This window comes from Dietzia sp. UCD-THP, from assembly GCF_000349585.1.
In the GTDB taxonomy this organism is placed as follows: domain Bacteria; phylum Actinomycetota; class Actinomycetes; order Mycobacteriales; family Mycobacteriaceae; genus Dietzia; species Dietzia natronolimnaea_A.
Genome location: NZ_KB714650.1, coordinates 290706 through 305161, shown reverse-complemented (window position 1 = coordinate 305161; position 14456 = coordinate 290706). Strand labels below are relative to the sequence as shown.

Here is a 14456-nt window from a genome sequence, read left to right as displayed (position 1 = left end):
CGCACCCTCGGCCGGGGGCCCGGAACGGGTCAGGAGCATGCTGGGGGTGGACCGATCGCGATGTGTGAGACAGACCGGAGGACCGGACCATGACCTCATTCAGGACCTCAGGCACCGGAGACGGTGGCGTGACCGCCGTCGCCTGGCACGCACTGGAGGTGCCGGACGTACTCGACCGGGTGGGCGCCGGCACCACGGGACTGACCTCTGAGGAGGCGACGCACCGTCTGGAGCGCCACGGCCCAAACCGCTTGGAGGCGACCGACGCGACCGCCGCCTGGCGGGTGCTGCTCCGGCAGTTCCGAAGCCCCCTGGTCCTGTTCCTGATGGTCTGCGCCGCCATCACCCTGGTGCAGGGTCACCTGGTGGACACCGCCGCGATCACAGCGGCGGTCGTGCTCAACGCGGTGATCGGGTTCTGGCAGGAGCGCAAGGCGGAGACAGAGGTCCGGGCCCTGCAATCCCTCGCCTCACCCACCGCCCGCGTGCGCCGGGACGGTCACGTCCAGACCATCGACTCGGCCGCTCTGGTGCCCGGAGACCTCGTGCACCTCGACAGCGGCGATCGCGTCCCGGCCGATCTTCGGCTGATCGAGGCGGTGTCCCTGCGTGTCGACGAGTCGATGCTCACAGGTGAGTCCCTGGCCACGGACAAGGACACGGATCCGGTCGCCCCCGAGGCGCCGACCGGTGACCGGACCGGCATGGCGTTCAGCGGCTCGCTCGTCTCGTCGGGCCGTGCGACGGGTGTCGTGGTCGGCACCGGCGCGGGTACCGAGCTCGGGGCCATCAACGAGCTGGTCCAGGACACCGCGGCGGCGGCACCGCTCACCGCCCTGATCCACTCCATGGAGCGGTGGATCGGCCTGATCGTGGGGATCTCCGCTCTGGCCGTCTTCGCCGCCGGGCTCGCGCTCGGACACGACGTCTCGCTGATGTTCCGGACCGCGGTGGCTCTCGTGGTCTCCGCGATCCCCGAGGCGCTACCCGTGGTGCTCACCGTGGCGATGAGCGTGGGCGTGGCCAGGATGGCGCGGCGCAATGCGATCGTGCGGCATCTGCCGTCGGTGGAGACCCTCGGGTCCACGACGGTGATCGGGTCGGACAAGACCGGGACCCTGACACAGAACCTGCTCACCGTGGAACGGCTGTGGACCACGGAGGGGGAGATCGCTGTCGACGCCGCGACCGGGGTCGGCACCGACACCGGTCGGATCAGCGCCGTCGCGGAGTCCGCCCTGCGCGCGGGCGCGCTGACCAACGAGGCCGTCCCGACACGGGACGACCCCCTTCGCTTCACCGGCGACGCGGTGGATGCGGCGATGGCCGCGGTGGCGGTGGGACTGGGCGTCGTCACGCCGACCGAACGGGCCGCCGCCCCGGTGGCGCACATGCCGTACGAGCCCGAGCTCGGGTTCTCGCAGACGATCCGGAGCGAGGGCGGTCGGCCGGTGCTGTACGTCAAGGGCGCGCCCGACGCGGTCTCCGCGATGTGCTCGAGCATGCTCACCGCAGGGGGCACCACGACCCTCGATCGGGCAGCCGTCCTGGCAGCCAACGACGCCCTGGGCTCGGAGGGGCTGCGGGTGATCGCCACGGCCCGCCGGGAGCTCGAGGACGGGGATCCGCGGCTGGCCGGCGACACCCTGGAGGGCGCACCGGAGGACCTGACCTTCCTCGGCCTGGAGGGGATGACCGATCCTCCACGTCCGGGCGTCCAGGAGGCGATCGCCGGCTGCCGGTCGGCGGGGATCCGGGTGATGATGATCACCGGTGACCACCCGGTCACGGCCACCGCGATCGCCGGGAGGCTCGGGCTGGACACCGGCACGCCCCCGCTGACCGGGGCCGAGATCGCGGCCCTGGACGACACGATGCTCCGGGCCCGGCTGGCGGATGCGACGGTCGCGGCCCGGGTGTCGCCACAGGACAAGATGCGGATCGTCGAGCAGCTCATGGCGATGGGCAACGTGGTCGCGGTGACCGGGGACGGTGTCAACGACGCGCCCGCACTACGCGTCGCCTCCATCGGGGTCGCGATGGGCGACTCGGGCACGGACGTCGCCCGCGAGGCCTCCGACGTCGTCCTCACGGACGACGACTTCAGCACGATCGTGCACGCCGTGGAGGAGGGGCGGGTCACCTTCGCGACCATCCGCAAGGCGACCTTCTTCCTCCTGTCCTCGGCGATCGCGGCGTTGATGGCGGTCGCGATCAACGTCTTCACCAATTCCCCGCTGGTCCTGCTGCCCGTCCAGATGTTGTGGGCCAACCTGGTGACCTCGGGGATCCAGGTGATCGCCCTGGCATTCGAACCCGGCGAGGGCGACGAGCTGGAGGTCCCCCCGCGCGACCTTCGTGAGGGTGTCCTCGATGCCACCATGTGGTGGCGTACCGCGCTGAGCGGGGTGTGGATGGCGGTGGTGACGCTCGTCGTCTACGAGCGCGCGATCTGGGAGGGAGTGGACACCGATCACGCCCGCACCCTGGCACTGACAGTGCTGGTCGCAGCCAGTTTCTTCCACGTGATGAACGCCCGTGCCCTCCGTCGGTCGGTGTTCACCCTCAGCCCGCTGGCGAACCCGCTGTTGATGGCCGCGACGGCGGTCGCCGCCTGCCTCCAGGTGCTGGTCGTGAGCTGGCCGGTCCTGGCCGGCCCGATGGGCCTGAGCGCGCTGAGCCCCGGTGAGTGGGTGCTGTGTGTGGCCGTCGGCGCCACGGTCATCGCGGTGTCGGAACTCCATAAGTTGGCGGTGAAGCCGGCTGCCCGGCGGCGTGCGGCGGCGATTGTCGCCGTCGGGGTCACGCCTCCGGGGCGGTAGCCGGCCGTGCCATAGGATCGACAGTCGTGTACCTCAAGTCGCTGACGCTCAAGGGCTTCAAGTCCTTCGCGGCACCGACGACGCTGAGGTTCGAGCCCGGCATCTGCTGTGTGGTCGGACCCAACGGTTCCGGCAAGTCCAACGTCGTCGACGCGCTGACCTGGGTGATGGGTGAGCACAGCGCCAAGTCGCTGCGCGGCGGCAAGATGCAGGACGTGATCTTCGCCGGGACCGCCGGCAAGTCGCCGCTCGGTCGCGCGGAGGTCACGCTCACCCTCGACAACTCGGACGGCACCCTGCCGATCGACTACGCCGAGGTGTCGTTGACCCGCCGGATGTTCCGCGACGGCGCGGCCGAGTACGAGATCAACGGGGACCGTGCCCGGCTGATGGACGTCCAGGAGCTGCTCTCGGACTCGGGCATCGGGCGCGAGATGCACGTGATCGTGGGCCAGGGCAAGCTCTCCGAGATCCTCGAGTCCAAACCCGAGGAGCGCAGGGCCTTCATCGAGGAGGCCGCCGGGATCCTCAAGCACCGCCGCCGCAAGGAGAAGGCCCAGCGCAAGCTCGCCGGGATGCAGGGCAACCTCGATCGGCTGACCGACCTCACGGGCGAACTGCGCCGTCAACTCAAGCCGCTCGGACGTCAGGCGGAGGTGGCGCGGCGGGCCCAGTCCGTCCAGGCCGACCTCCGCGACGCGACGTTCCGGTTGGCCGCGGACGACCTGGTGACCCGGCGCGCCGAACTGGCGGACGCGGAGAGCGTGCGGGCGCGGCTCTCCGGGCAGGTGGCCGCGGCCGTCGATCGGCGGGACGACCTCGCCGCGTCGGTCGGCCGGACCCAGACCAGGCTCGACCGGCTCTCCCCGGAGGCCGACGCGGCCCAGCAACGGTGGTTCGCCCTGTCCACGCTGGCCGAACGGGCCCGCGCCACCGCCCGCATCGCGGCCGATCGCGCGCGGTCTCTCGCAGCGGAGTCGGCGGTCCACCACGGCACCGATCCGGACGAGTTGGATCGACAGGCCGACCGCGCCGAGGCGCACGAGCAGGAGTTGGCGGCCGAGGTCGCCCGCGCCGCGGACCGGGCAGGCCGGGCGACGGAAGCCCTGAAGTCGGCCGAGGCCACCCTGGCCGGGTTGGAGGCCGAGCACCTCAAGGCCGTGCGCGCCATCGCCGACCGCCGCGAGGGCGCGGCGCGGCTCGCGGGAAAGGTGGAGACGCTCGCCGCCCGGGTCGAGTCGACCGAGGCGGAGATCGCGCGTCTCGACGCGGAATCGGAGAACGCGCGCGCCGCGGTGGCGGACGCGGAGGCCGAGTTCGACGCCGTCCACGCCCGTGTCGACGTCCACGCCGAGGGCGAACGCACCCTCGACGAACACCTGGGGCGAGCCGAACGCGCGCACCTCGCGGCCCGGGCGCGCCTGGCCGAATTGCAGGCGAGTGAGCGGGAGGCTGACCAGCGGATCGCCAGATTGGCCGCCAGGATCGAGACGCTCGAGCAGAACAAGGGGGCCGGTGACGGTGCCGACTGGGTCCTGCGCCACCTGGGCCCGGAGAAGTCCGCGGGCACCGTCGGGGAGCTGCTCGGCGTGGAACCGGGATGGGAGCGCGCGGTGGGCGTGGCACTCGGGCCGGCAGTCGACGCCGTCGTCGTCGACCGCGGCGTCGACCGCCGCTCGGTCCTGGTCGCGCTGCGGGAGGCCGACGCGGGTCGGGCCGGTCTGGCGGGCGGGGGGACCGCAGGCGACGACTACCGCCTGGAGGCGGATCTGGTCCCCGGTGCGCGGTGGGCTCTCGACGTGGTCGAGGTCCCCGCGGACCTCGTGGCCGCGGTCACGGCCCTGCTGGTGGACGTGGTGGTGGTCGACGACCTGGCCGGGGCCCACGCTCAGGTGGAGGCCGATCGACGCGTTCGCGCGGTGACCAGGGACGGCGAGATCGCGGGTGCGGGATGGACCGTCGGGGGGTCGACCGCCGGCCGGACGGGACTCGAGATCCAGTCCGCCATCGACGCGGCCGTCGCGCAGAGGGACGCCGTGCGGGCCGAGATCGAGACCACCCGTGCGGAACTCGCCGGCGCCGAGGCGGAGGACCTCGAACGGGCGGACCGGTTCTCCGAGTCCCTCGCCGCGATCAGCGAGTCCGACGCGGCGATCGAGGAGATCTACGCCGAGCTCGCGAGGATCGGCACGCGACGTCGGCGCGCCGAGGCGGAGGTGCGGCGACTCGAGCAGGCCCGGAGGATGGCCGTCGACAAGCTCGATGCGTCCCGCGCCGAACACGCCGAACTCACCGACCGCCTCGCCCGCGCCGGGGACGACGACGGGGTCGAGCTCCCCGCGGACGACGGGCGGGTCGCCGCCCAGGCGGAGGTCGCCACCGCCCGGGCGGACGAGCTCGAGGCCCGGCTGGCGCACCGGTCGGCCGAGGAGCGCGCGTCCGGGGTCCGCGGGAAGTCGGCCTCGCTGCGCAGAGCCGCCCAGTCCGAGCGGGAATCCAGGGCCCGGGCGGCGCGGGCCGCCGCGGCCCGTCGGCGCGGCGCCGAGGTCGCCGGAGTGGTGGACGAGCTGAGCGGGCGGCTGCTGGCCCGGCTCGACGAGCTGATCGCCTCGGCCGGCGCAGAACGTGACCGGCTGGCGTCCGCGCGGACGGAGGCCTCCGACCGGGCGGCCGCGCTCCGGACCGAACTCGCGGCCGCGGAATCCGAGGTCACCAGACTCGGCGACGCCGCGCACCGCGACGAGATCGTCCGGGCCCAGCTCGAGGTCAAGGTGTCCGAACTGGAGTCCGCGGTGCTGGAGCGTCATGGCATCGAGCCCGAGGCACTGGTCGCGGAGTACGGGCCGGAGGTGCCGCTTCCACCGTCCGCGCTGGAGATCGAGGAGTACGAGGCGGCCCGCGAGCGCGGTGAGGACGTCAGCCCGCCCCCGCCGATGCCCTACCACCGTGCCGAGCAGGAGCGTCGGCTGAAGCAGGCCCAGAAGGATCTCGCGACTCTGGGCAAGGTCAATCCGCTGGCGCTCGAGGAGTTCGCCGCTCTCGAGGAGCGGTACGCGTTCCTGTCCACCCAGCTCGACGACGTCAAGAAGGCCCGGGCCGACCTCGAGGGGGTGATCGACGACGTCGACGAGAGGATCGAGCAGATCTTCACCGAGGCGTGGGTGGACGTCGAACGCGAGTTCCGCGACGTGTTCTCCGTGCTGTTCCCCGGCGGTGAGGGCCGGTTGGTCCTCACGGACCCCACGGACATGCTGGCCACGGGCATCGAGGTGGAGGCCCGGCCGCCGGGGAAGAAGGTCAAGCGGCTGTCCCTGCTGTCGGGTGGGGAGAAGTCGTTGACGGCCGTGGCGATGCTGGTGGCGATCTTCAAGGCCCGCCCCAGCCCGTTCTACGTGATGGACGAGGTCGAGGCCGCGCTCGACGACACCAACCTGCGCCGCCTCATCGGATTGTTCGAGCAGCTGCGGGAGACCAGCCAGCTCATCGTGATCACCCACCAGAAGCCCACGATGGACGTGGCCGATGTGCTCTACGGGGTGTCCATGCAGGGTGACGGCATCTCCAAGGTGATCTCCCAGCGCATGCGGTGATCGCGTGCCACCACAGTGCTGATCAGGCACCATGGGGCCATGACTGATCGAGAACTGCACATGGACGCGAGCCTGGCGCGGTCGGCCCGGATCCTGTGTCTGGTCTCCACCGGGGTCATCGCCGCACGGTCGGGGCTCGACCAGCAGAAGATCCGGGACTACGAACGCGGGGTGGGCGACCTCGACGACGCGGAAGTGCAGTCACTCTCCGACGCCCTCACGTATTACGGCGCCCGGTTCATCCCAGAGGACGAGAACGGGGGTGTGGGCGTGCGGCGCAAGTTCACCCGGACGAAGGTCAAGATGATCGACCGGTGGGAGAGCGAGGGCGGCCCGGTCAGGGAGGACGACGTCTAGAGACCGGCGGTCGAGATGGTCGGCGACACTCTCGTCACTCCCTCCGACGGCTCGCAGGCCGCGACCTCGCCGTGCCCGTCACCGCCCCGCTCCGCTTGGGACTGACCCCGGTCACGAGCGCCTGAAGACCGCGCGGAGGCGCTCCCGGTTGACCATGCCGATCGCACGCAGCGGAATCCCCGCCGGGCACACCCGGGAGCACTCGCCGTAGAGGGAGCAGGAGCCGAACTCCTGATCCGCCGCGCCGACCATCTTGCGTGCCCGGGACCCGCGTTCGCGGCTCGCCACCGGCATCAGGGCCAGATGCCCCAGCTTCGCACCCAGAAAGAGATTGGCCGATCCGTTGGGGCAGGCCGCCACACACGCACCGCAGCCGATACAGGCCGCCAGATCCAGTGCCGTCTCCGCATCGTCGTGCCCCTGCGCGGTGAGGTCGGCGTCGGGGGCCGTCCCCGCGGGCAGCGACACATGGGCCCCGGCCTCGACGATCCCGTCCAACGCGGAGCGGTCCACGACGAGGTCCCGGATCACGGGGAACACGGCCGAGCGCATCGGCTCGATGCGCAGGGTGTCGCCCTCGGAGTAGGAGTCCAGGCGCTGGTGGCACGAGGGGGTGTTCTCGGCGGGGCCGTGCGGACGGCCGTCGACGCTCACCCCGCACGCACCGCAGATGCCCTCCCGGCAGTCGGAGTCGAACGCCACCGGCTCCTGCCCGTCGTCGATCAATAGGCTGTTGAGCACGTCGAGAAGCTCGAGCAGGCTCATCTCCGGTTCGGCATCCGGGACGAGGTACTCCTCGTACGCGCCGGCCTCCTCGGGACCGGTCTGCCTCCACACGCGCAGGGTCAGCCTCACGATGCGGTCCTCCTGGTCGGCCCGGGTGTGGATCTCATCGGTAGTCCCTCGTGGTGAGCTCGACCGCGGCGAAGTCGAGCGGTTCGGCGTGGCGGGTGAACGTGCGCGGGCCGCCCCGGTCGTCGCCCTCGGATCCCCAGGCGGAGACGAACCGCCACTGGTCGTCCCGGCGCAGTGCCTCACCGCCCGGGGTCCGGTGCTCGTCGCGGAAGTGGGCACCGCACGACTCGTCGCGGTCCAGGGCGTCGACGCACATCAGCTCGGCCAGCTCCAGGTAGTCGGCCGTCCGGCCGGCCAGTTCGAGAACTTGGTTGAGGTGCCCCCCGGTTCCCGTCACCCGGAGGTCCGACCAGAACCGGGTCCGCAGGTCGCGGATCCGGTCGATCGCGGTGGAAAGACCCTCGGCGGTGCGGGTGACCCCGCATCCGGCGTAGAGGATCTCGCCCAGTTCGCGGTGGAAGTGCCCGGGTCCGGTCGAGCCGCCCACCGCGAGCAGCGCCTCGACGCGGCCCCGGGCTCGGGCCACAGCGGTGGTGACCACCTCGTCGTCGTCGTCCGGTGGGTGGTCACCCAGGCGGGTGGCCAGGTGCGCCGGCACCGAGTACGGGAGGGTGAACCACCCGTCGACACTGGCGCTGAGCAGGGAGTTGGCGCCGAGCCGGTTTGCGCCGTGGTACGCCCAGCCACATTCGCCGCCCACGAACAGCCCGGGGATCGAGGTCTGCAGGTCGTAGTCGCTCCAGAGCCCTCCCATGGTGAAGTGGCAGGTGGGCGCGATGCGCATCGGGACGCAGTACGGGTCCTCGCCGGTGGCGTGGGAGTACATGTCGAAGAGGTTGCCGTAGCGTTCGGCGATCCGTCGTCGCCCGCCGCCCACGAGAGCGTCCCGGAAGTCCAGGTACACCGAATTGTGCCGGGGGCCCACCCCACGCCCGTCGCGGATCTCCGCAGTGATCGCCCGTGAGGCCACGTCGCGGGGGACCAGGTTGCCGTAGGCGGGGTAGCGGCGTTCGAGGAAGTAGTCGCGATCGGAGTCCGGGATGTCGCCGGGCGGCCGGTCGTCGCCCGCGCGCAGCGGCACCCAGATCCGGCCGTCGTTGCGCAGCGACTCGCTCATGAGGATGGTCTTGGACTGCCACGCCGAGTCCTTGGGCAGGGCGGTGGGGTGGAACTGCACGAACGACGGCGAGGCGAACAGCGCCCCTCGCTGGTGAGCCCGCCACACGGCCGAGGCGTTGGAGTTCACCGCGAGCGTGGAGTCGTGGAAGACGTTCCCGTAGCCACCCGTCGCCAGCACCACGGCGTGAGCGGTCTCGGCGCGGATGCGTCCGGTGACGAGATCGCGGACCACGACCCCGTGACATCCGGCGTCGTCGACGATCAGATCCAGCATCTCGTGGCGGGTGTGCAACCGCACCGAACCCGCCCGGATCTGTCGCTGGAGGGCCTGGGTGCCGGCGATCTGGAGTTGCTGCCCGGTCTGTCCGCGGGAGTAATAGGTCCGGGAGACCTGCACCCCGCCGAACGATCGCGTGGACAACACGCCCCCGTACTCCCGGGCGAACGGGGTGCCGATCGCCGAGAAGTGGTCGATGACGCGCGCCGACTCCTCGCCCAGCCTGAACGCCTCGGCCTCCCTTCCCCGGAAGTCACCACCCTTGACCGTGTCGACGACGAAGCGGTGCAGTGAGTCGCCGTCGACCCGCCGCGCGCGGGCCGCGTTGATCCCGCCCTGGGCCGCCACGGAGTGCGCGCGCCGCGGCGCGTCATGGTAGGTCAGCGCGGTGACCCGGTACCCCAGCTCGCCGAGCGCGGCCGCGGCTCCGGCACCGGCCAGGCCCGTGCCCACCACGACCACGTGGAAGCGGCGCCGGTTGCCGGGGGAGACCAGGGGATAGGCGTCCCGCCGCCGCGCCCAGGCCGTGGCGGGATCGCCGTCAGGGGCACCCGAGGACAGCACGTCCCCGGCCCGGGTGCCCGGGACCGTCACGGGCGGCGCCTCGAAGGTGCCGGACGTCCCCGGGACCCGTGGGCCGGTCACGCGAGCCACCCGGCCTGCACCGCGATCGGGATCATGGCGTTGCCCACCAGGACGGCGACGGCGGCGACACCGCCCACGACCGTCGCCGCGGCGCGGCTCCGGATGCCCGTCACCCCGAGATCGCCCGCCGCCGTGCGGACGCCGTGCGCGACGTGCACCGCCAACAGGACCATCGTGATCCCGTAGAACGCGGCCACCCAGGGCCTGGCGAGGCTGGCCACGAGGTTCGCGTACGCCGAACCGGGGACGAACGAGTCGCTGGCGGCCGGCGGTGTGCCGGTGGTCATGTCCAGGACGTGGAAGACCACGAACAGCAGCATCACCACGCCGGTCAGCATCATGGATCGCGCGCCGAAGGACGCGGCGGTCAGTCCGGTGCGACGACGACGAGGACCCGCCGACGCCCGGGACCGTCGCGCGAGCACCACCGAGCACCCGACGTGTGCCACCAGGCTCAGCACCAGCACCACCCGCAGCGCCCACAGCACCCCCTCGTGCGGTACCAGGGGGTGCAGCAGCGTCCGCAGCCACTCGGCGTAACCGTCGAAACCGGCCGCGCCGCCGAACACCTTGAGGTTGCCGATCATGTGCACCACGACGAACGAGGTGAAGACCAGGCCCGTCACGGCCATGACCGTCTTGGCGGCCCAGGTGGGAAACGCAGGGGCGCGCCGGAGGTGTGGCCTCCGGGCCCTGACGGGGACGTGCGGGGCAGCGACCTCGGTCACGCGCGGACACCTCCTTACGGGAACGCGCGTCAGTCTAGGTCCGCCCACGCCGCCCGGGGCCGGGATGAGGACGGGGGTCGTCGTCCATACTGGGCACCGTGAACACCACCTGGATCATCATCGCCGTCGTCGCCGTCCTGTTGCTCGCCGTCCTCGCGCTGGTCGTGGGACTACAGCTGCGCAAGAAGCGACAGATCTCGCTGAGCAAGCCGGAGGAGCGCAGGGAACTCACCCGTGAGGAACGCTCCGGCAACTACCAGGCGGGGACGGGGTTCTCGTTCACCGAGGCGGGCGGAACCGCCACTGCGGCACCCCCGAAGGAGCCCCTGCCGCGCGAGACGACCCGGCCGACCGCGCCGTCCACGCCCCGGATGCCCGGGGTCGACCGGGAAGCCGGGCCCGCGCGGCAGGCAGCGCCGGAGACCCCCGCAGCGCCGCGGACGCCGGTCGAGCCGCACACGCCCGACGAGACGCAGGCGCCGGTCGAGCCTCCTGTCGTGCCCGAGCCGGACACCCTGTCCGGTCCGAGCGAGGACACCGTCGTCGTCGAACCGGCGCCCGTCGAACCGGTCGTCGTCCCGCCGGAGGTCCCGGACGAGGAGGTCCCGGTCCCGACGACCGAGCTGATCACCGGTGCCCCCTCCCCGGTGGCCCCGGTCGAGCGGATCGACCCGTCCGAGGGGCGTCTCGACCGCCTCCGTGGTCGGCTGGCGCGCTCCCAGGGCGCCGTGGGGCAGGGCCTGCTCGGGCTCCTGGGCGCGGGTGATCTCGACGAGGACGCGTGGGAGGAGATCGAGGACACCCTGATCATGGCGGACCTGGGCACCGCGGTCACCCAGCGCGTCATCGACCGCCTGCGCGGGGACATCGCGACCCGGCAGGTCCGCACGGAGGCCGAGGTCCGCGACCTGCTGCGGCAGGCCCTGGTGGACAACCTGCATCCCGAGTACGACCGTTCGCTGCGTGCACTGCCGAACGATGGCACACCCGCCGTGATCCTTGTCGTCGGGGTCAACGGCACCGGCAAGACCACCACCACCGGCAAGCTCGCCCGCGTCCTGGTCGCCAACGGGCGCGACATCCTGCTCGGCGCCGCCGACACCTTCCGCGCCGCGGCCGCCGACCAGCTCCAGACGTGGGCCGAACGAGTGGGAGCGGAGGTCGTCCGCGGCAAGGAGGGCGCGGATCCCGCGTCCGTGGCGTTCGACGCCGTCGCCCGGGGAGTCGATACCGGGGTGGACGCGGTCCTGGTGGACACCGCCGGCCGCCTCCACACCAAGACCGGTCTCATGGACGAGCTCGGGAAGGTCAAGCGGGTCGTGGAGAAGAAGACCCCCGTCGACGAGGTGCTCCTGGTGATCGACGCGACGACCGGGCAGAACGGTCTCATGCAGGCGCGCGTGTTCAAGGACGTCGTCGACATCACCGGCGTGGTGCTGACCAAACTCGACGGCACCGCCAAGGGCGGCATCGTCTTCCAGGTCCAACACGAACTCGGCGTTCCCGTCAAGCTCGTCGGGCTGGGCGAGGGGGCCGACGACCTCGCGCCGTTCGCGCCCGAGGCGTTCGTCGACGCCCTTCTCGGAACCTGATCCGCGCGGGGTCCCGGGATCGCGACCGGGCCCAGGACACACGATCGGAACCACAGGGCGGGCCACGTTACAGCGCGGAAACATGACCGCGCACTCGCTGAAACAGCGGAAAGGAATTCTTCTGACCCGAAGAGTGAGTGATAAACGCTCACCATGGAGACGAGGAGGACCTCACCGTGAGAGGTGACAGTGTCTTGTTGCTCGCCCAGGAGGCGACGACGGAGATCGATACGGGAGACACGGCCTGGATGCTCATGGCGGCATCCCTGGTCCTGCTCATGACGCCCGCACTGGCGATGTTCTACGGCGGGATGTCCCGCCAGAAGTCAGTGCTCAACATGATGATGATGTCGTTCAGCGCGATCGGGGTCGTCGGCATCGTCTACGTGCTGTGGGGCTGGTCGATGTCCTACGGCGAGCAGGACATCCTCGGACTCTTCGCCAACCCCTTCGAGATGTTCGGTCTCGCCGGGGTGATCGGGGACGCCGAGAACTGGGTCATGTCCGGTGAGGGGGCCTACCCGCAGGTCGTGGACGTGGGATTCCAGGTCACCTTCGCCATCATCACCGTCGCCCTCATCTCGGGCGCCATCGCCGAGCGCGTGAAGTTCGGGACCTGGCTGGTCTTCGCCGCGGTGTGGGTGACGCTCGCCTACTTCCCCATGGCTCACATGGTCTGGGGTGGCGGCCTGCTTTCGCACTCCGAGAACAGCCTCGCCGCGATGATCTTCGGCACCGTCGACGATGGTGAGGGCGGCCTCGTCGCCGCCGTCGCCCCGGTCGACTTCGCCGGCGGCACCGTGGTCCACATCAACGCCGGTATGGCCGCGCTGGTCCTCGTCCTGCTCATCGGCAAGCGCTACGACTTCGGACGCACCGCCTTCCGTCCCCACAACCTCCCGCTGGTCATGCTCGGTGCCGGTCTCCTGTGGTTCGGTTGGTTCGGGTTCAACGCCGGTTCGGCGTTCGGCGCCAGCGGGGCCGCCGGCCTGGCCTGGATCAACACCACCGTCGCCACGGCCGCCGCGATGCTCGGGTGGCTCCTCACCGAGCGGATCAGGGACGGCCACGCCACCAGCCTCGGTGCCGCCTCGGGCGTCGTCGCGGGCCTGGTCGCCATCACCCCGGCCGCAGGGTCGGTCCATCCCCTCGGCGCGATCGCCCTCGGCGCCGTGTCCGGCGCCCTGTGTGCCCTCGCCGTGGGACTCAAGCACCGCTTCGGCTACGACGACTCGCTCGACGTCGTGGGTGTCCACCTCGTGGCGGGTCTCTGGGGCACCGTCGCCATCGGCCTCCTGGCCACCGGCACCTACGACACGGACGCCGGCGTGTTCTACTCGGCCGACGGGTGGAGGCTGCTCGTGGTCCAGATCGTGATCGCCGTGGCGGCACTCGTCTTCACGGCCATCATGACCGCGATCGCCTACGGGATCTGCCGCCCGCTCGGGTGGCGCATCACCGAGACGGACGAGCAGTCCGGCATCGACGGCGCCGAGCACGCGGAGTCCGCGTACGAGGCCTCCACCAACGCGCTCATCCGTTGAGCCGACCACTGCGAAAGGAACCCCTGACATGAAGCTCGTCACCGCGATCGTCAAGCCGTTCACGCTCGATGACGTCAAGGCAGCACTCGAACAGGCGGGAATCCACGGACTGACCATCAGTGAGGTCCAGGGTTACGGCCGACAGAAGGGCCACACCGAGGTCTACCGCGGTGCGGAGTACGCCGTGGACTTCGTGCCCAAGATCCGGGTCGAGGTGGTCGTCGACGACGAGACCGCCGACACCGTGGTCCAGCTGATCGTCGACGCCGCGCGCACCGGCAAGATCGGCGACGGGAAGGTCTGGGTGACCCCCGTCGAGACGATCGTCCGGGTCCGGACCGGCGAGGCGGGCGACGCCGCGATCTGACCGTCGACACCACGAGGCGCGGTCGACCCCGGAACCGGGGTCGACCGCGTTTGTCGATGACTCCGCCTGCCTCACCGAGCATCTCGGTGGGCGTGCGTGCGCGTTCACCGAAGCGAAACACCGTAGCCGCCGCCAGGTGACACGGGGCCTACAGTCTGGAGACACACTAATGAGGGAAAGAGGGACGTCGTGAGCGTGACCGGGGACGGTGAGCGGGCCATGGCGCTGCGGGACGGACGCGAGCAGATCCTCTCCGCCACGTCGGCCGACCTCCCGGCCGCGGACCTGCGGGACGCCCTGTGCGAGCTGTACGAGATGGAGCTGGGGCGGCTCGCGGACGAGGCGGGGATCGGCCCGGGATCCGGATTCGCCCTGGTCGCGTTCGGGGGACTCGGCCGACGCGAGGTGCTCCCGTACTCCGACCTCGACCTGGTGCTGGTGCACGAGCGGCGGCCCGACCGGGACGTGGGCGAGCTCGCCGACGCCATGTGGTACCCCCTGTGGGACTCGGGCGTGGGCCTGGACCACAGTGTGCGGACCGTCGACCAGTGCCTCGCGGT

General features: G+C 71.3%; 10 protein-coding genes. 7 read left to right on the top strand and 3 right to left on the bottom strand.

What is annotated here, in order from left to right:
- The first annotated feature begins 89 nt into the window (after nt 1-89).
- The 3 genes from H483_RS29930 to H483_RS29920 are packed head-to-tail and all read left to right on the top strand — an operon-like array spanning nt 90 to nt 6769.
- Nucleotides 90-2822: an HAD-IC family P-type ATPase gene (locus tag H483_RS29930; protein ID WP_017836994.1), complete on the top strand. Its 2733-nt coding sequence runs from the start codon at nt 90-92 to the stop codon at nt 2820-2822.
- Between the two features lie 26 nt (nt 2823-2848).
- Nucleotides 2849-6412 (top strand): chromosome segregation protein SMC, encoded by a 3564-nt coding sequence (smc, locus tag H483_RS29925; RefSeq protein WP_017836993.1) that lies wholly within the window; start codon nt 2849-2851, stop codon nt 6410-6412.
- A 39-nt stretch (nt 6413-6451) separates the two neighbouring features.
- A complete protein-coding gene (locus tag H483_RS29920) occupies nt 6452-6769 on the top strand; it encodes a hypothetical protein (protein ID WP_031264898.1) in 318 nt (105 codons plus the stop codon).
- Nucleotides 6770-6880: 111 nt separating this feature from the next.
- On the opposite strand, the gene H483_RS29915 is transcribed toward H483_RS29920, so the two are convergent.
- Genes H483_RS29915 through H483_RS29905 form a run of 3 tightly spaced genes read right to left on the bottom strand, consistent with a single transcriptional unit; the run spans nt 6881 to nt 10393 of the window.
- Complete coding sequence (locus tag H483_RS29915; protein ID WP_017836991.1) at nt 6881-7624, bottom strand: succinate dehydrogenase/fumarate reductase iron-sulfur subunit; 744 nt, start codon at nt 7622-7624, stop codon at nt 6881-6883.
- Nucleotides 7625-7658: 34 nt separating this feature from the next.
- Nucleotides 7659-9614, bottom strand: coding sequence for a fumarate reductase/succinate dehydrogenase flavoprotein subunit (locus H483_RS29910; RefSeq protein WP_042329864.1), 1956 nt, complete (start codon nt 9612-9614; stop codon nt 7659-7661).
- A gap of 47 nt (nt 9615-9661) precedes the next feature.
- A complete protein-coding gene (locus tag H483_RS29905; RefSeq protein ID WP_017836989.1) occupies nt 9662-10393 on the bottom strand; it encodes a succinate dehydrogenase cytochrome b subunit in 732 nt (243 codons plus the stop codon).
- A gap of 98 nt (nt 10394-10491) precedes the next feature.
- Between H483_RS29905 and ftsY the strand changes: the two genes are divergently transcribed.
- The 4 genes from ftsY to H483_RS39630 all read left to right on the top strand — a co-directional run.
- Entirely contained in the window at nt 10492-11985 is a 1494-nt protein-coding gene (gene ftsY / locus H483_RS29900) for a signal recognition particle-docking protein FtsY (protein WP_017836988.1), read from the top strand.
- 248 nt (nt 11986-12233) lie between these two features.
- Complete coding sequence (locus H483_RS29895) at nt 12234-13529, top strand: ammonium transporter (RefSeq protein ID WP_042329863.1); 1296 nt, start codon at nt 12234-12236, stop codon at nt 13527-13529.
- Nucleotides 13530-13557: 28 nt separating this feature from the next.
- Entirely contained in the window at nt 13558-13896 is a 339-nt protein-coding gene (locus H483_RS29890) for a P-II family nitrogen regulator (protein WP_017836986.1), read from the top strand.
- Between the two features lie 189 nt (nt 13897-14085).
- The coding region (locus H483_RS39630) for a DUF294 nucleotidyltransferase-like domain-containing protein (protein WP_238556295.1) at nt 14086-14456 on the top strand (371 nt) is incomplete at its 3' end.

Bases quoted from the DNA above. Each gene is read 5' to 3' on its own strand.
- H483_RS29930 (WP_017836994.1), top strand. From the start codon at position 90: ATGACCTCATTCAGGACCTCAGGCACCGGAGACGGTGGCGTGACCGCC.
- H483_RS29920 (WP_031264898.1), top strand. From the start codon at position 6,452: ATGACTGATCGAGAACTGCACATGGACGCGAGCCTGGCGCGGTCGGCC.
- H483_RS29895 (WP_042329863.1), top strand. From the start codon at position 12,234: ATGCTCATGGCGGCATCCCTGGTCCTGCTCATGACGCCCGCACTGGCG.
- H483_RS29890 (WP_017836986.1), top strand. From the start codon at position 13,558: ATGAAGCTCGTCACCGCGATCGTCAAGCCGTTCACGCTCGATGACGTC.